Source organism: Cupriavidus gilardii (assembly GCF_008801915.1).
In the GTDB taxonomy this organism is placed as follows: Bacteria; Pseudomonadota; Gammaproteobacteria; order Burkholderiales; family Burkholderiaceae; genus Cupriavidus; species Cupriavidus gilardii.
In genome coordinates, this window is sequence record NZ_VZOV01000044.1 from 1 (window position 1) to 16,542 (window position 16,542).

17 protein-coding genes and 1 pseudogene are annotated in these 16,542 nt (G+C 67.8%); 5 read left to right on the forward strand and 13 right to left on the reverse strand.

The genetic code is table 11. The features are described from left to right. The 3 genes and pseudogenes from F7Q96_RS26945 to F7Q96_RS25625 all read left to right on the forward strand — a co-directional run. Nucleotides 1-325, forward strand: a pseudogene (locus F7Q96_RS26945) (hypothetical protein); the annotation flags it as partial. Between the two features lie 214 nt (nt 326-539). Then, a complete protein-coding gene (locus F7Q96_RS25620) occupies nt 540-1,238 on the forward strand; it encodes an EF-hand domain-containing protein (RefSeq protein WP_151023526.1) in 699 nt (232 codons plus the stop codon). A 210-nt stretch (nt 1,239-1,448) separates the two neighbouring features. Next, a complete protein-coding gene (locus F7Q96_RS25625) occupies nt 1,449-1,940 on the forward strand; it encodes an Lrp/AsnC family transcriptional regulator (protein WP_006578900.1) in 492 nt (163 codons plus the stop codon). Between the two features lie 146 nt (nt 1,941-2,086). Here the strand turns inward: F7Q96_RS25625 and F7Q96_RS25630 are convergent, their stop codons facing one another. Beyond that, the gene (locus tag F7Q96_RS25630; protein WP_053822700.1) at nt 2,087-2,785 is read right to left on the reverse strand and encodes a GNAT family N-acetyltransferase; all 699 of its coding nucleotides are present in this window, start codon (nt 2,783-2,785) and stop codon (nt 2,087-2,089) included. A gap of 331 nt (nt 2,786-3,116) precedes the next feature. Here F7Q96_RS25630 and kefF point away from each other — a divergent pair, with 331 nt between their 5' ends. Both kefF and kefC read left to right on the forward strand, forming a co-directional pair. Beyond that, nucleotides 3,117-3,710, forward strand: a complete 594-nt coding sequence (gene kefF, locus F7Q96_RS25635; RefSeq protein ID WP_053822699.1) for a glutathione-regulated potassium-efflux system oxidoreductase KefF — start codon at nt 3,117-3,119, stop codon at nt 3,708-3,710. Further along, a complete protein-coding gene (gene kefC / locus F7Q96_RS25640; protein ID WP_053822698.1) occupies nt 3,707-5,515 on the forward strand; it encodes a glutathione-regulated potassium-efflux system protein KefC in 1,809 nt (602 codons plus the stop codon). Before kefF ends, kefC begins: the two co-directional genes overlap by 4 nt. Nucleotides 5,516-5,584: 69 nt before the next feature. Here kefC and sugE read toward each other — a convergent pair whose 3' ends face one another. The 12 genes from sugE to F7Q96_RS25700 all read right to left on the reverse strand — a co-directional run bounded on the left by sugE (nt 5,585) and on the right by F7Q96_RS25700 (nt 16,083). After that, complete coding sequence (sugE, locus tag F7Q96_RS25645; RefSeq protein ID WP_053822697.1) at nt 5,585-5,899, reverse strand: quaternary ammonium compound efflux SMR transporter SugE; 315 nt, start codon at nt 5,897-5,899, stop codon at nt 5,585-5,587. A 145-nt stretch (nt 5,900-6,044) separates the two neighbouring features. Beyond that, a complete protein-coding gene (locus F7Q96_RS25650; RefSeq protein WP_053822696.1) occupies nt 6,045-6,656 on the reverse strand; it encodes a TetR/AcrR family transcriptional regulator in 612 nt (203 codons plus the stop codon). Further along, the gene (locus tag F7Q96_RS25655) at nt 6,656-7,447 is read right to left on the reverse strand and encodes a DUF1835 domain-containing protein (protein ID WP_151023528.1); all 792 of its coding nucleotides are present in this window, start codon (nt 7,445-7,447) and stop codon (nt 6,656-6,658) included. Before F7Q96_RS25655 ends, F7Q96_RS25650 begins: the two co-directional genes overlap by 1 nt. A gap of 222 nt (nt 7,448-7,669) precedes the next feature. Then, entirely contained in the window at nt 7,670-8,758 is a 1,089-nt protein-coding gene (gene paaE, locus F7Q96_RS25660; RefSeq protein WP_053822695.1) for a 1,2-phenylacetyl-CoA epoxidase subunit PaaE, read from the reverse strand. Nucleotides 8,759-8,814: 56 nt separating this feature from the next. Then, nucleotides 8,815-9,414, reverse strand: a complete 600-nt coding sequence (gene paaD / locus F7Q96_RS25665; protein ID WP_151023530.1) for a 1,2-phenylacetyl-CoA epoxidase subunit PaaD — start codon at nt 9,412-9,414, stop codon at nt 8,815-8,817. A 33-nt stretch (nt 9,415-9,447) separates the two neighbouring features. Beyond that, nucleotides 9,448-10,296 (reverse strand): 1,2-phenylacetyl-CoA epoxidase subunit PaaC, encoded by an 849-nt coding sequence (gene paaC, locus F7Q96_RS25670; protein WP_082371564.1) that lies wholly within the window; start codon nt 10,294-10,296, stop codon nt 9,448-9,450. Nucleotides 10,297-10,308: 12 nt separating this feature from the next. Next, the gene (gene paaB, locus F7Q96_RS25675; protein WP_006579224.1) at nt 10,309-10,596 is read right to left on the reverse strand and encodes a 1,2-phenylacetyl-CoA epoxidase subunit PaaB; all 288 of its coding nucleotides are present in this window, start codon (nt 10,594-10,596) and stop codon (nt 10,309-10,311) included. 29 nt (nt 10,597-10,625) lie between these two features. Then, entirely contained in the window at nt 10,626-11,663 is a 1,038-nt protein-coding gene (paaA, locus tag F7Q96_RS25680; RefSeq protein ID WP_053822694.1) for a 1,2-phenylacetyl-CoA epoxidase subunit PaaA, read from the reverse strand. Nucleotides 11,664-11,786: 123 nt separating this feature from the next. Next, a complete protein-coding gene (locus tag F7Q96_RS25685; protein WP_053822693.1) occupies nt 11,787-12,071 on the reverse strand; it encodes a DUF1488 family protein in 285 nt (94 codons plus the stop codon). Nucleotides 12,072-12,485: 414 nt separating this feature from the next. Continuing rightward, nucleotides 12,486-13,736 carry a nucleoside recognition domain-containing protein gene (locus F7Q96_RS25690; protein ID WP_053822692.1) on the reverse strand — a complete coding sequence of 417 codons (1,251 nt, stop codon included), beginning with the start codon at nt 13,734-13,736 and terminating at the stop codon, nt 12,486-12,488. A gap of 139 nt (nt 13,737-13,875) precedes the next feature. Further along, on the reverse strand, nt 13,876-14,295 hold the full coding sequence (locus F7Q96_RS25695) for a DUF488 domain-containing protein (protein WP_053822691.1): 420 nt from the start codon (nt 14,293-14,295) through the stop codon (nt 13,876-13,878). Between the two features lie 96 nt (nt 14,296-14,391). Beyond that, nucleotides 14,392-16,083 carry an AMP-binding protein gene (locus F7Q96_RS25700; RefSeq protein WP_053822690.1) on the reverse strand — a complete coding sequence of 564 codons (1,692 nt, stop codon included), beginning with the start codon at nt 16,081-16,083 and terminating at the stop codon, nt 14,392-14,394. Nucleotides 16,084-16,542 lie beyond the last annotated feature (459 nt).

A 16,542-nucleotide genomic window follows, 5' to 3' on the forward strand; every position in this document is an offset into this window, starting at 1 on the left:
CGCCACGCCGGCGCCATTGGCGACCCCGCCGTCGGGCGCGGCCGCGCCGCTGTCGACGCCGGCCACGCAGCCGGTGCCTGCCGTACCTCCCGCCGCGGCTCCCGCGGCGAATCAGCCGCCGCCCGCGACGGCGCCGAACCCCGGCATGGCGGGGCAGGTTCCGCCGCCACAGGTGCCGAATCCTGGCTTCAATCCCGGGGCCAATCCGGCTGTCAATCCCGCCGTCAATCCCGGTATCAATCCAGGCATGAACCCCGCGGTGAATCCCGGCATGAACCCGGGCATGAATCAGGGCGACGACGCGGCGATGATGTCCAAGGGCTGAATGGGCGAAGAACGACGCGAAGAAGCGGTATCCCGTGCTTCTGTATCGCGTTCGTACCACGCTGTATTGCTTCGGTATTGCGGCCGTTTACAGCCCCGAGCCGATTCTGTGAGCCGAGTAACATCCTATTAATCCGGCCAACTTCCCGCCATCGTCTGCGTTCTAATCGGTACATGGTCAATCCGACCAGTCGACCGAAACAAGGAAAACAGACATGTCACGAAACACCATCAAGCCGCGCCCTGTTCACCAGTTCCTGGCCGCTTCGGCGGTGTTCCTGGCGATCGGCGGCAGCGCGATCGCGCAGACCCAGGCGCCGGCCCCCGCCCTCCCGGGCGTGCCGCAGGCCGCCGCCTCCGCGGCCCAAGCCGGGCCGGCACACAAGGGTCACCGTGCCGACGGGCATCACCACCGTCACCATCGCCACCACGGCCACCACGGCGGCATGTCGCTGCGCGCGGCCGATACCGACCGCGACGGCGCGATCTCGAAGGCCGAGGCCGACGCGATGTTCGCCCGCGTCGATGCCAACAAGGACGGCAAGATCGACAAGGAAGAAATGCGCGCCTACCACAAGGCCCGGCACGAGCAGCACCGCCAGCAGATGCGCGAACGCTTCGACGCGCGCTTCAAGGCCGCCGACAAGGACGGCGACGGCGCGCTGAGCAAGCAGGAAGCCGAGGCCGGCATGCCGCGCATGGCGAGCCACTATGACCGTCTCGACGCGAACAAGGACGGCAAGCTGACGCGCGACGAAATCGGCGCCGGCATGCGCCAGGTCCATATGCAGCGGATGGAGCGGATGCACCGCCACCACCACGGCATCCACGGCGCACCGGGGGCTGTGGGCAACACCGGCACGCCGCCCACGCAGCCGAACAACCCGGCGGTGCCGTCGACCGAAGGCGGTTGAGCGGCCACTTCCCGGCCTCCCGCGGCAACGCGGCGAGGTCGATGCAGCGCCGACAGCAAAGCGCGCGGTCCGAAAGGGCCGCGCGCTTTGTCATTGCGCGCTGGCGCCGCGATACGACACGTCAACTCACAATAAATTGCAACCTTGTGCCCGTCTTGCTAAATTTGCGCAAAAAAATTGCTGACTGTCTTATTGCGGAGCAACAATATCGTGAGCAAGGTGGAGCTGGACAAGATCGACCGCAAGATACTCGAGGTACTGCAGACCAACGGGCGGTTGACCAATCTCGAAGTCGCGGAGCGCGTCAGCCTGTCGCCGAGCCCCTGCCTGCGGCGCATCCGCCGGCTCGAGGAGATCGGCGTGATTCGGCAGTACGCGGCGCTGCTGGAGCCGGGCAAGATCGGGCTGGGCCTGCTGGCCTACATCAACGTCCGCCTGGAGAAGCACGGCGGCGCGCCCAAGGGCAAGGCGCCGCTGGACCTGTTCCGCGCCGCCATCGCGATCTGGCCCGAGGTCGCCGCCTGCCATGCGATGACCGGCGAGATGGACCTGCTGCTGAAGGTCTATGTCGAGGACATGGACCACTTCGCCCGCTTCATGAAGGACCAGCTGCTGGCCCATCCGGCGGTGATCGACGTGCGTTCGAGCTTCGCACTCGAATCGATCAAGGACACCACGGCGCTGCCGGTGATCGGCGGCTGAGCACGAGCACCGAGCACCCGAGCGAGCGCCGAGCACCCGAGCACCCGAGCACCCGAGCACCCGAGCCGTCCCGCGGGCGGTTCCCAAATGAAAAACGGCGCGCCAGTCGGCGCGCCGTTTTCCTGTCGGCGGGTTGTCGATGCCGGTCAGGCCGTGCTCTTTTGCGGCATGATCGAGCGCCAGAAGCGCTGGCCGAAGCGGCGCGCGTCGCGCAGATTGCGGCGCACCACGTAGTCCAGGTCCGCCACCTGTTCGTCGATCGCCTCGGTCAGGCGGCTGACGGTATCGGCCGGCGGCAGCTCCAGGTAGGCGTCGGCCTCGCCGTACGCGTACTGGACCTTCATGCCGGCCTTCTTGGCGATGTGCATCATCGCGGCATTGCGCGACAGGCAGTGCATGTACAGCGTGCGCACATGCGTGTTGCGGCCATGGATCGCGGCGCGCTCGAACAACGCGCTGCCGATGCCGCGTCCGCGCGCGCTCTGCGACACCGACACGCCGAACTCGGCCACGCGGCCCTGGGCGTTGTCGCGCAGATTGGCGAAGTGGCCGACGCCGACCAGCTCGATATGTTCGTCGTAGACGCCGAACACCGTGTCGTGGTCGAAGTCGATGCTGTCGACATAGGCCTCGATCACATGGTCGCCCACCGACTGGCCGAAGCGGAGCAGGCGATCTTCCTCGCCGAGCGCGAGAAAATGCTTCAGCAGGCGCGAGCGATGCTGGGCTGCCAGCTCGCGCACCAGAATGGTCGGACGCTGGGCGGCCTGCGAGGCAGCGGCTGCTTTGCGAAGATCTTCGTCGGTCAGGGCACCGACGGCCTTGCTCAGTTCGAGCGGATTCACTTTCTGTTCCTTGGGCGATTCAGGGTATAAACGTCACATCGCGGCAAGCAGACTTGTCAAAGTAGACCATCCGGTTGCGATTTCCTAATGGATGGGGCAAATCCTATCTTGCTGCAACGCGAAAAGTATTGTAGTGCATTTGTCAGTTTGGCGTAAGCATGGTGCGTCGCAGAGCGCGGCATGGTCCGGCTGACTTCCGTGTAATTCGTTATAAATCAAGGGCTTGCTGGTCGATGATGCGCCGCGCGGGTGTGGAAATGTTGCAACGCCGCAGCGCGCCGCGGCCTCCTCGGGGATGGCGCATCGTTCCAGATACCGCCCGCTACGCACCATGCCCGCCCGACCCATCGTTGTGATCTATGCCAATGCGCGCGCCCGCCGCTCGCATGTGAACCGGCCGCTGGCCGAGGCGCTCGCCGCGCTGCCCGATGTCGAGGTGCGCGATCTCCATGCGCGCTATCCGGACTACGACATCGACGTGGTGGCCGAGCAGCGCGCGCTGTCCTGCGCCGACAATGTCGTGCTGCAATTCCCCACCTTCTGGTTCAGCGTGCCGCCGCTGCTGAAGCTATGGATGGACGAGGTGCTCGAGCGGGGCTGGGCCCACGGCCCGGGCGGCACCGCGCTGCGCGGCAAGTCCTGCCTGGTGGTGGCCAGCACGCGCGGCACCGAGGAGGACTATTCGCCGGAAGGCGTGCACCGCCATCCGCTGGCGTCGTTCCTGTTGCCGCTGGAGCAGATGGCGCTGGAATGCGGCATGACCTGGCGGCCCCCGATCGTGATTCACGATGCCTACCGGCTCGACGAGTCCGGCGTGCAGCGCGTGATCGCCGAGGTCATGGGCGCGCTCGGCCACGGCGATGCCGATGGTCCGGCAAACGCGGCCAACGCGGCAAGCACCGCCGCCAGGCTGGAGCTCGCATGAATCCGCATGATGCGTTGCGCGTGGTGCTGGTGTTCCTGGTCGCCGCGGTGGTGGCCGTGCCGCTGGCGCGCCGTTTCGGACTGGGCGCGGTGCTCGGCTATCTGCTCGCGGGCGCGGCGATCGGGCCGTGGGCGCTGCGGGTGGTCACCGACGTCGAGTCGATCCTGAGCTTCTCGGAATTCGGCGTCGTGCTGATGCTGTTCGTGATCGGCCTGGAACTGGCGCCCAGCAAGCTGTGGGCGCTGCGCCAGACCATCTTCGGCTATGGCGCGTTGCAGATGGCCGGCTGCGCGCTGCTGATCGGCGCGCTCGCCGCGGCCTTCGGCGCCAGCTGGCAAATCGCGCTGGTGGCCGGGCTCGGGCTGGCGCTGTCGTCGACCGCGATCGCGCTGGCCACGCTGGGCGAGCGCAATCTGTTCGCGACGCCGGCCGGCAAGGCGAGCTTCGGCATCCTGCTGTTCCAGGACATCGCTGCGATCCCGATGATCGCGCTGCTGCCGATGCTGACGCTCGACGGCCCCCAGCCCGCCGACGGCCAGGCATGGATCGGCGCCGTCAAGGCGGTGGCGGTGATCGCCGCGGTGGTGGTGGGCGGCCGCTATCTGGTCCGTCCGGCGCTGCGCTTCATCGCCCGCACCGGCATGCGCGAGATGTTCACCGCGTTCGCGCTGCTGCTGGTGGTCGGCATCGCCGCGATGATGGAAGCGGTCGGCATGTCGATGGCGCTCGGCACCTTCCTGGCCGGCGTGCTGCTTGCCGATTCGGAATACCGCCACGCGCTCGAGGCCGACATCGAGCCGTTCAAGGGCCTGCTGCTGGGACTGTTCTTCATGGCGGTCGGCATGTCGATCGACTTCGGCGTGATGGCGCAGCAGCCGTGGCAGGTGCTGGGGATGGTCGCCGCCGTGGTCGGCGCCAAGGTGCTGGTGCTGCGGCTGCTGGCGCCGCGCTTCGAGATCGCGCGCGGCCAGCGGCTGCTGTTCGCGCTGCTGATCTCGCAGGCCGGCGAGTTCGCCTTCGTCGTGTTCGGCGTGGCGCGCTCCGCCGGCCTGCTGCCGGAGGACGTGGCCGCGCTGCTGGTGCTGGTGGTGGCGCTGTCGATGGTGACCACGCCGTTGCTGCTGCTGGCCTACGACCAGATCGTCGCGCCGCGGGCCGGCAAGCTGCGCCAGCGGGCGGACGAGACCATCGAGCCGCAGGACAACCCGGTGCTGATCGCCGGCTTCGGGGGCTTCGGCCAGATCGTCGGGCGCCTGCTGTATGCGCAGGGCATCGGCGTGACGGTGCTCGACCACGACCCCGACCAGATCGATTTCCTGCGGCAGTTCGGCTTCAAGGTCTTCTATGGCGATGCGACGCGAATGGACCTGCTCGAAGCCGCGGGCGCGGCAAAGGCGAAGATCCTGGTGGTCGCCGTCGACGGCATGGACGAGAGCCTGGCGCTGATCGACCGCGTGCGCCAGCGCTTTCCGCATCTGCGGATCTACGCGCGCGCCCGCCATGTGTCGCACGTCTATCTGCTGAAGGACCGCGGCGTCGAACTGTTCGAGCGCGAGATGTTCGAGGGCTCGCTGATGCTGGGCCGGCGCGTGCTCGAAGGCCTGGGGCTGGACCCGGCCGAGGCGCGCGCGGCCGCGATGAAATTCCGCCGCCACAACATCGCCGCGATCGACCGCTTCTACCCGCACTACACCGACCAGAAGACGATGGTGTCGCTGGCGCGGCAGGCGCGCGACGAGCTCGAGGAGATGTTCCGGCAGGACCGCGAGCAGCGGCGCCGGCGCGAGGAGGCCGAGTGGTCGTGATCCGGTCGTGAACCCGTCGTGATCCGGCACCGGGGGCGCCGCGCCCCGCCGCCCCGGTTGCGGCCCGGGTTACGACGACAGCTTCAGGCCGACGATGCCGGCCAGCACCAGGCCGGCGCTGAACAGCCGCCAGAAGCTGGCCGATTCGCCGAACAGCAGGATGCCGACCGCGAACGAGCCGACTGCGCCGATGCCGGTCCAGACCGCATAGGCGGTGCCGAGCGGCAGCGCGCGCATCGCGAGCGACAGCAGCCAGAAGCTGACCACCATCGTGACGATGGTGAAAGCCGATGGCCACAGGCGGGAAAATCCTTCGGAGTATTTGAGGCCGGTGGCCCAGGCGATTTCGGTGAGGCCGGCGAGCAGAACGTAGAGCCAGGGCATGATGGGCTGCGATGGTGTCGAGGCATCGGGGCCGTCCCCGGTTGGTCGGGCGCCGCGCGGTTCGAATCGAAGCAGAAGGGCTTGCCGCGGCGGCGCGGGGTCGTCCCCGGCGCAGGCGGCATTCTAGCGTGGCAACGCCGCGATGTCAGGGACGCGCATGTCCCGGCAGCCCGCCCGCCAGCAGCTCGATCACCATCTCGGCGAAGTCGGCATAGGACAGCTTGCCGCCCGGCTTGAGCCAGGTGAAGGTCCAGTTGATCATGCCGAACACCGTCATCGTCAGCGCGGTCTGGTTCTCGCGGGTGACCCGCTCCGGGTACGCGCGCCGCAACTGGCGCGAGAACGCCGCGACCACATCGCGCTCGCGCTTCAGGATGATGTCGCGCTGCTCGGGCGCGAGGAACTTGACGTCGTTGATCAGCGCGATATGCCGGGTCTGCGAGGTCTCGTACTCGGCCAGGAAGGCACGGATCAGGTTGGCGAAGCTGTCGCGCTCGCTGTGGCCCTGGCGCTCCGCCTCGGCCTCGACCTCGGTGACGATCAGCATCAGCCGGCGCGTGTAGCGATCGAGCAGGTCGAACAGGATCGCTTCCTTGCTCTCGTAGTAGTGGTACAGCCGCGCCTTCGAGGTGCCGCAGGCCGCGGCCAGGTCGGCCATCGACGTGCTCGGATAGCTGCTGGCGGCAAACGCCGCCGCGGCCAGTTCGAGGATCTGCTCGCGTTGGGCCTCGAAGTCGGGCGCCTTGGTACGGGCCATCAGGAATCGGCCGCCAGATTGCGCCGCAGCTCGCAGCTTTGCAGCGAATCGGCATTGCCCCGCAGCACCATCTGGCCGGCGCCGATCAGTTCGCGGCAGCGCCAGAACACGAACCAGTCGCTGGCCAGCAGCCCTTCGATCGCGCCCATCACGCTGCCGACCACCTGGGCCGCGGGCGTCCATTCGAGCGGCGCGCGCTCCAGGATCACCTCGTCGACCGTGTGGTAGGCCGCGGGCACCAGCGTATTGCCCTTCCACAGCCGCACGTCGGCGTTTTCCTTGACGTTCTGCTGCCACTCGTAGCCGAGCCGGCCCAGGCGCAGCACCGAGACCGGCGCGATGGTGGAGAAGCGGCGCGCCAGCCGGGCGGCCGGATACATGCCGATCGCGGTCAGGTTGCCCTGGGTGGTGCCGTCGAGCTCGCGGCTGTCCATCGCGACCTCGTTGATCCGCTGCGGGCTCTGGTACAGGTGGAATACGACCCGGCGCAGCATCAGCTGGTCGGAGGCGCTCTGGCCGTGCCAGATCGCGACCTCGGGCTCGCTCTGGCGCAGGCCCTGCAGCTGGTCGAGCGCCTGGCGCATCTCCGCGGCGAAGTCGATCTCGCTGTGCGGGGCCACGCGCTGCCAGAAGCCGGAGCGGATCAGGCCGCTGCTGTCCACGTCGGCGATCGGGCCGACGGCCAGGTCGTCGCGCAGTACGACGACGGGGTCCGGACGGGCGGCTTGCGCCAGCGCCTGGCGCAGCGTGTTGCCCGCCATGTCACCGTTGACGACGTGGATGTATTGCATGGCCGTGATTGTATATGGAGAAGACGGCTCAACAGCACCGCGCATGCCCGGCGGCCAGGACTGGCGCGGTATGCGGGCCAGCGGCGCGGGCGTCCGTTCCGCATCCGGTCCGGCGCCCCGTGTCAGGCAGCGGCCATTTTAACCATGCATCACTGGGCGACGGCGGCCGTGCGTGCGCCCGCGCGCGCAGCGTGGCGCCGTCCCGATGCCATCGCGATCGGCCTATCGCTCGTCGTAGCTGACCACCACCCGCTCGGTCAGCGGCCGCGCCTGGCAGGTCAGCACGAAGCCCTTGTCCATCTCCCACGGCTCGAGCGTGTAGTTCTTCTCCATCTCGACCTTGCCCTCGAGCACCTTGGCGCGGCAGGTGCAGCAGACCCCGCCCTTGCAGGCATAGGGCAGGTCCAGACCGGCTGCCAGCGCGGTGTCCAGCACGTTGGCGTCCTGCAGCGGGATGCGCATCGCGTGCTGCTTGCCGTCGAGCACCACCACCAGCTGCGCGGTGCCGGCCTCGTCGGTGGTCGCCTTGACGGGCTGGCGCCGCGGCTGGGCCAACGGCACGCCGAAGCGCTCGGCGTGGATCTTGTGCGGGTCCAGGCCGGCGTCCTTCAGCGCGGCCTCGACGTCGTCGATCATCGACGCCGGGCCGCAGACGAAGGCGGCGTCGATGTCGTCGACCGGGATCAGCGTCTCGAGAAAGGCCTGCACCCGGGCACGGTCCAGCCGGCCGTGCAGCAGGTCGACTTCCTGCGGCTGGCGCGACAGCACGTGGTACAGCGTCAGGCGCGACAGGTACTGGTTCTTCAGGTCGTCCAGCGCCTCGGCAAAGATGATGCTGTCGACATTGCGGTTGCCGTACACCAGGGTGAAGCGGCTGTTCGGCTCGACCGCCAGCGTGGTCCGGATCAGCGACATCACCGGCGTGATGCCGCTGCCGGCGGCGAAGGCGACGTAGTGGCGCGCCGTCTCGGGGTCGAGCGGGACATGGAAGCGGCCGTCCGGCGTCATCACGTCGATCGTGTGGCCCGGCACCACCGCGTCGTGCAGGAAGTTCGAGAACAGCCCGTCGTCGACCCGCTTGACCGCGACGCGCAGCTCGCCGCGTTCGTCGTAGTCCTGTACGCCGCAGCAGATCGAATACGAGCGCCGCACCTGCTCGCCGTCGATCGACGTGCGCAGCGTCAGGAACTGGCCCTGCTTGAAGCGGTAGGCGTCGCGCAGTTCGGGCGGGACCTCGAAGGCGACCGACACGGTGTCGGCGGTTTCGGGACGGACCTGCGCCACGCGCAGCGGATGGAACTGAGGGGTCATGGCGGCGAGGGGACGATGGGCCGCGGCACGCGGCGGACGGCCCGGTGTTCCGGTGGCTAGTACGGTTTGAAGTAGTCGAACGGTTCGCGGCAGGCGCGGCAGCGGTACAGCGCCTTGCACGCGGTCGAGCCGAACTGCGACAGCGGCTCGGTGTCTGCGCTGCCGCAATGCGGGCAGGCCACCGTGTCAGAAGCCCGGGCGCCCGTGGCGCGGTGGCGCGGCACGAAGCGCAGCGGCCGGGTTTGCACGCCCGAGTCCGCACAGCGCGCCGGCGGCGCGATGCCGTAGGCGCGCAGCTTGTCGCGGCCTTCGGCGGTGATCCAGTCCGTGGTCCACGCCGGCGCCAGCACCGTGCGGATCTGCCACGGGCCCAGGTTCGCCCGCTCGAGCGCGCGGCCGATGTCCTCGGCGATCTCCGCCATCGCGGGGCAGCCTGAATAGGTGGGCGTGATCACGATCTGCAGCGCGCCGTCATCGGCGACCGCCACCTCGCGCAGGATGCCCAGATCGCGGATCGACACCACGGGGATTTCGGGATCGGGCACGGCTTCGAGCACCGCCCACGCGCGGGCCACGCGGGCGGCGTGCGCCGGCGCGTCGGCATCGGCGTACAGCGCATGCACGCGGGTATCGGAGTGGGTCAGCGTGGCTGGCATGGGGTTCGGCCTCGAGGCGCGCGGCGTCAGGCGTTACCAGTGCGCGCCGGGATGGGCGCGCGCCAGGCTCTGCATCTGCGCCAGCAGGTAGCTCATGTGCTCGGAGTGCAGGCCCTGCTTGCCGGTCGACACGAAGCCGGTGATCGGGGGCAGCGTCAGCGTGGCCTCGGCCACGGTCTGCTCGACGGTCTCCTGCCAGGCCGGCCGCAGTTGCGCGGTGGGGACCGCGATGCCCTGCGCCGCCGCTTCCTGCTCGACCGGATCCGGCGCGAAGCATTCGTTCATATAGGGCAGCAGATGGTCCAGCGCCCGCTGGGTGCGCCGATGCGATTCGTCGGTACCGTCGCCCAGCCGCACCAGCCAGTCGGCGCCGTGATGCAGGTGGTAGCGCGCTTCCTTGATCGACTTCGAGGCGATCGCGGCCAGACCCGCGTCGCGGCTGCCTTCGAGCGCGCGCCACAGCTCGACCATCAGCGCGCTGTAGAGAAAGTTGCGCACGATGGTGACGGCGTAGTCGCGGTCCGACGAGGCGGTGCCGGCCAGCGGCCCGCTGTGCGGCAGCTCCAGCAGCGTCCAGTTGCGGAATTCGCGCTCGCCGCGCCAGTAGGCGTAGTCGTCCTCGTGGCGCGCCCGGCCGGTCAGCTCGGCCTCCAGTTCGCCGGCGCGCGCATAGAGCAGGCGCGCCTGGCCGATCAGGTCCAGGCTGATATTGGCCAGCGCGATGTCTTCTTCCAGCACCGGGCCGTGGCCGCACCACTCGGCGTTGCGCTGGCCGAGGATCAGCGCGTTGTCGGCCAGGCGCAGCACGTACTGCCAGCCGGCGGTGCGCGCCAGCGGCAGGTTGGACAGCAGTGAGGGAGTGGGACTGAGCGTGGCGGTCATGCGCGGCCCTTGTTACATATGGTTGACTTCATCGGGCAGCTGATAGAAGGTCGGATGCCGGTAGATCTTGTCGGCCATCGGGTCGAACAGCTCCGCCTTCTCGTCGGGCACGCTGGCGGTGATCGCCGACGACGGCACCACCCAGATCGACACGCCTTCCTGGCGCCGCGTATAGACGTCGCGCGCCATGCGCAGCGCCTGGTGCGCGTCGGCCGCGTGCAGGCTGCCGCAATGCTTGTGTTCCAGGCCCTGCTTGCTGCGGACGAACACTTCCCACAGCGGCCATTCCTTTTGCGTCATCTTGCCTTGCTCCTGTCGGCGGCTTGCGCTCAAGCGGCGGCGCGCGTCTGCGCCCCTTCGCGCTGGGCGACCTTGGCGGCGTTGGCCAGCGCGGCCTCGCGTACCCACGCGCCGTCCTCGTGCGCCTTGACGCGCGTCGCCAGACGTTCGCGGTTGCATGGGCCGTCGCCGTTGATGACCCGCCAGAACTCGTCCCAGTCCAGCGGGCTGTAGTCGTAGTGGCCGCGTTCCTCGTTCCAGCGCAGGCCGGGGTCCGGCAGCGTGACGCCCAGCACCTTGGCCTGCTCGACCGTCGCATCGACGAATTTCTGGCGCAGATCGTCGTTGGAGATCCGCTTGATGCCCCAGGCCATGGTCTGCGCGCTGTTGGTCGACGCCGCATCGGGCGGGCCGAACATCATCAGCACCGGAAACCACCAGCGGTTGACCGCGTCCTGCACCATCTCGCGCTGCGCGTCGGTGCCGCGCATCATCGCCAGCAGCGCGTCGAAGCCCTGGCGCTGGTGGAACGACTCTTCCTTGCAGATGCGGATCATCGCCCGCGCATACGGACCGTAGGAGCAGCGGCACAGCGGGATCTGGTTCATGATCGCGGCGCCGTCGACCAGCCAGCCGATCACGCCGACGTCGGCCCAGGTCAGCGTCGGGTAGTTGAAGATCGACGAATACTTGGCCTTGCCGCGATGCAGCGCGTCGACCATCTCGTCGCGCGAAGTGCCCAGCGTCTCGGCCGCCGAATACAGATAGAGGCCGTGGCCGCCTTCGTCCTGCACCTTGGCCAGCAGGATCGCCTTGCGCTTGAGCGACGGCGCGCGCGTGATCCAGTTGCCCTCGGGCAGCATGCCGATGATTTCGGAATGCGCGTGCTGGGAAATCTGGCGGACCAGCGTCTTGCGATAGGCCGCCGGCATCCAGTCCTGCGGCTCGATCTTGCCGTCCGCGGCCAGGCGCGCGTCGAACGCGGCCTGCGCCTCGGCATCGTCGATGGGGCTGGCGCCTTCGCTGGCCGGGCGCTGCGTGTCGGCCGGCAGCGGCTGTTGGGGCAGATCCAGGCTTTGGGTGTACATAGCGCCTCCTCTGGCGGGTCCCGGCCGTGCGTAGGCCGGGCGGTAGGAAGCATTATATATAAACCGACCGTTCGGTCAATTAATTGGCGGACGTGCCGGGATCGCGCCGGTTTGGGCCCGCAATCAGGATTCGGGAACGAAGCGCACGTGCCCGCTGCGCAGCACGATGTTGCGCGAACGGGTCATCTCGAACAGCGACTGCGCGATGCTTTCGATGCGCGGCCGATGATCGGTGAACGCGCGTACCAGGTCTTCCTCGCGCGGCGAGCGCGCGCCGAAATGCGACTCCAGCGCTTCGGCGGTGATCGAATAACGGGACGGTTGACCGTTGACGGTGGCGGGACACGACAGCGTCAGGCTGGCTGCGCAGTAGGTGGGGACGCTGCTGGGAAACAGGATCTCAGGCATGGCGTGCCTCGGCCGAAAGAGACGGGGGTCACGACCATTCTAGGATATCGGGCGGCACACGCCAGCCGGGCGCCTCGGCCGCCGGCGGCTCCATGCTCACGCTCGCGCCGAGCCTCCGGGAGCGAGCGCCCGCTTACTTCTTCGCGCCGCGGCCTGCTGCATTGCAGCAACGTTCCGCCAGCCCAGGCAGGCTGCTTTCGTTCGGGCGCAGCAAGATGTGGACGAAAAAAAACCCGCGCAGGTTGTGCGCGGGCTGGAATCCACCGAGGTGGTGGAGGAGACAGACTTCACTATACGCGGCTTGTTGCGACGCACCAAGGCTCGCATAGGAAAAAGGCATCGGTGAGCCCGATTCGCCCCAGTTTCGTTGCATCGACGCAACGGTTATCTGTCCCCGAGCGAGGGCAACCCAGGTCATCCATGGAAGAAGAGGTAGGCAATGCCGATGGCGGCGGCCAGCCCGACCGCGTCCGCAAACAGCGCGCAGCCCAGCGCGTGCCGAGTACGACGCACATTGACGCTGCCGAAATAGACGGCCAGCACATAGAAGGTGGTTTCGGTCGATCCCTGGATGATCGCCGCCAGCTTGCCCTGGAAGGAGTCGACGCCGTAGGTCGTCATCACGTCGACCATCAGGCCGCGGGCCCCGGCGCCGGACAGTATCTTCATCAGGCCGACCGGCAGCGCCGGCACGAAGTCGGTGTTCAGTCCGAGGCCCGCAATGCCGGCCGCCAGCGCCTGCATCAGCCAGTCCATGCCGCCGCTGGCGCGGAACAGCCCGATCGCGACGAGGATCGCGACCAGATAAGGAATGATCTGCACCGCCACGCCGAAGCCTTCCTTGGCACCGTCGACGAAGGCCTCGTAGACGTTGACCCGCCGCACCGCTCCGCACAGCAGGAACAGCACGATCAGGCCAAGGATGAAGATGCTGCCCGCCAGGGCGGTCACGGTGTCGACCTGGGGCGCCGGCGCGTGGCGCAGCCAGACGGCCAGACCGCCTAGCGCGGCCACGATGGCCACCAGCGTGCCGAGGATGGCGGGTTTGAACAGATTGAGCCGCTGGGTCCACGCCACCGCGACCAGTCCGGCCAGGCAGGACACGCCGGTTGCCAGCAGCGTCGGCAGGAAGATGTCGGCGGCATTGAAGCCGACCAGCCCTTGCTTCAGCGCGACCGCCTGCCGCATGGCGATCACCGAGGTCGGAATCAGCGTCAGCCCCGCCGTATTAAGCACGATGAACATGATCTGCGCATCGGTCGCGGTGTCGGGCTTGTCGTTCAGCGTCTGCAGCTCCCGCATCGCGTTCAGGCCGAGCGGCGTCGCGGCGTTGTCGAGCCCCAGCATATTGGCCGAAACGTTCATCATCATCGCGCCCTGCGCAGGATGGCCTTGCGGCACCCCGGGGAACAGGTGACGCAGTACCGGATTGACCACGCGCGCAAAGCCCTGCACCACGCCGCCACGCTCGCCGATCCGCATGATGCCGAGCCACAGCGCCATGATGCCGGCCAGGCTCAACGAGATCTCGAAGGCAGTGCGGGCGCTGTCGAACAGGCTCGCCAGCATGGCCGGAAAGATCGCGGTATCGCCATGCGCCAGCCGCACGCAGCCGATGGCAAAGGCGGACAGGAAAAAGGACAGCCAGACCAGGTTCAATGCCATGGGCGTGGTGGCAAATTTGCGGGCGGACGGGACAGAACGGACGCACGGCTCCGGGGTGGGGCCGCAAGGATGGGCGCGTGTCGCGCAAGGCGCCTATCATAGCGCGCCGCTTGCCGAGACCTGTGGCGCGGCGGCCTCTTCAATCGGTCGGTGGCTCGACAGCCTGGGCAAGGGCCGCGCCCCGCCTGGCCAGCAGCTTGCGCAGGATCGAGCGGTGGCAGCGCTGTTCGTCCTCGCAATAGCAGCCGATCGCGAAATCGGTCTGGTGCGACAGCGCGGCCAGCAGGTCCAGCGTGCGGCTGGCCTCCGGCTCCGCCATCTCGGCCTGAAAGCGCCGTTCGAAATGGCGCCAGGCCTTGTCGTCCTGGTCTTGCTGCGCGTGCCTGGCCTCGGCAACGAGTTCCGCAGAGGGCGACAGCAGCGGGAACCAGACATCGTAGTAGTCCCGGCTCGCGTATTCGCCGCGCGGCACGCCGCGGGGCGGCCTGCGCACGGTGCCGATGCGCAGGCCCTCGCCGGCGCTGCGTGGGGTTCCGAGCCTGACGATGTGGACGGCCATGGCGGGCGCTCCTGTCTTGGCGATGCGTGCGGTGCGGGCGGCCGGCGCGGCGGCGGGTAACGAAGACCCGCCCGCCGCCACGGCATCGACGAAGTGTCAGGCAGTCGCGGCCGGCTCGAGCCCCAGTTCGCGGATCATCGCTTCCCGCATCACGAACTTCTGCACCTTGCCGGTGACCGTCATCGGCATGTCGTCGACGAAACGAACATAACGCGGGATCTTGTAGTGGGCAATCTGGTCGCGGCAGAACTCCCGGATCTCGTCCTCGGTCGCGCTCTGCCCGGGTTTGAGCACGATCCACGCGCACAGCTCCTCGCCATACTTCGGATCGGGCACGCCGAATACCTGCACTGCCTGCACCTTCGGATGGCGGAACAGGAATTCCTCGATCTCGCGCGGGTAGAGGTTCTCGCCACCGCGGATCACCATGTCCTTGACCCGGCCGACGATATTGCAATAGCCCTGCTCGTCGAGCGTCGCCAGGTCGCCGGTATGCATCCAGCCGTCGCGGATCGCCTCGCGCGTGCGCGCGTCATCCTCCCAATAGCCCAGCATCACCGAATAGCCGCGGGTGCACAGCTCGCCGGTGGCGCCGACCGGCACGACCTGTCCGGTTTCGTCGACGATCTTGCACTGCAGATGCGGCTGGACGCGGCCGACCGTCGCCACCCGCTTTTCCAGCGGATCGTCGGTCGCGCTCTGGAAGGAGACGGGGCTGGTCTCCGTCATGCCGTAGGCGATGGTGACTTCCGCCATATGCATGTCCTTGACCACGCGCTTCATCACCTCGATCGGGCACGGTGCGCCGGCCATGATGCCGGTGCGCAGCGAGGTGAAGTCGAAGCGGGCGAAGTCGGGATGGTCGAGCTGCGCGATGAACATCGTCGGCACCCCGTGCAGCGCGGTGCAGCGTTCGTCGTGCACCGCCTGCATGGTCGCCAGCGGGTCGAAGGCTTCGCCGGGGAAGATCATGCGCGCGCCGACGCTGACGCAGGCCAGCACCGACAGGACCATGCCGAAGCAGTGGTACAGCGGTACCGGAATGCACAGCGAATCGCGCTCGGTCAGCCGCATCGCCATCGCCACGAAGCGGCCGTTGTTGACCACGTTGTGGTGCGTCAGCGTGGCGCCCTTCGGGTTGCCGGTGGTCCCGCTGGTGAACTGGATATTGATCGGGTCGTGCGGGCCGAGCGCCGAACCGATGGCGTCCAGCCGGGCGGTATCCGGCGTGGACAGCACTTCGGCATAGCGGACCATGCCGGCGGTTTCTTCCTCGACCATGCGCACCACCCATTGCAGCGTGGGCAGCCGTGCCGCGCGCAGCGCGCCCGGCTGGCTGGTGGCCAGTTCCGGCGCCAGTTTCTGCAGCATCTCGATATAGTTGCTCGACTTGAAGCGCGCGGCGGTGATCAGCATCCGGACACCGGCCTTGTTCAGCGCGTACTCGAGCTCGGCCAGCCGGTAGGCCGGATTGATATTGACGAGGATCGCACCGACGCGGGCGGTCGCGAACTGGGTCACCAGCCACTCCTGCCGGTTCGGCGACCAGATGCCGACGCGGTCTCCGCGCGCGATGCCGCGCTGCAGCAGGCCGGTGGCCAGGCGGTCGACCTGCTCGCTGAACTGGCGCCAGGTCCAGCGGATGCCTTGTTCGCGGAAGACGACGGCTTCCGCGTCGGGGTGGGCCGCCACCGTGGCGGTCAGCAGTTCGGCGATGGTCTGGTCCGACAGCGGCACATCGGTGGCGCCAGTGACCAGCGACAGGCCGGCGTTCGGGATCAGCGTCATGGTTGTCTCCTTCGACTGATTGACTGAATCGTAGTCAGGGGTGTTCTTATCGGTATGGGCCGCCAGCTTAGGGGAAGCGTTCCGGCGAAGCTGTCACCGCTGCGACATTTGTTGTCTTTGAGGCACTTCAAGGCCGAATTCGGGTTTTTACTTAATTTGCTTGCCTTCGGCGGCGCCGTCCCTTAATATTCGCCCCCTCGCAGCCGAACGGCGGCGGGGTTGACGGGGAAGGCGAAGGCGCTGCGGTGCTGGAGCCGCAGCAAAAAGTGCTGACAACCTGTTGACGAGAAGCGAAATGTTCTGCATAATCTCGTTTCTCTGCTGCTGACAACGCAGCGACGCGAACGGCAAAGCCGGCCGCGCAGTTCTTTAACAAACGAACAACCGATAAGTGTGGGCGCTCGATAGCGGCAGTCACAGCGGATCTTCGGATCCGTGGCTCAAAAGTTATCAAGTGCT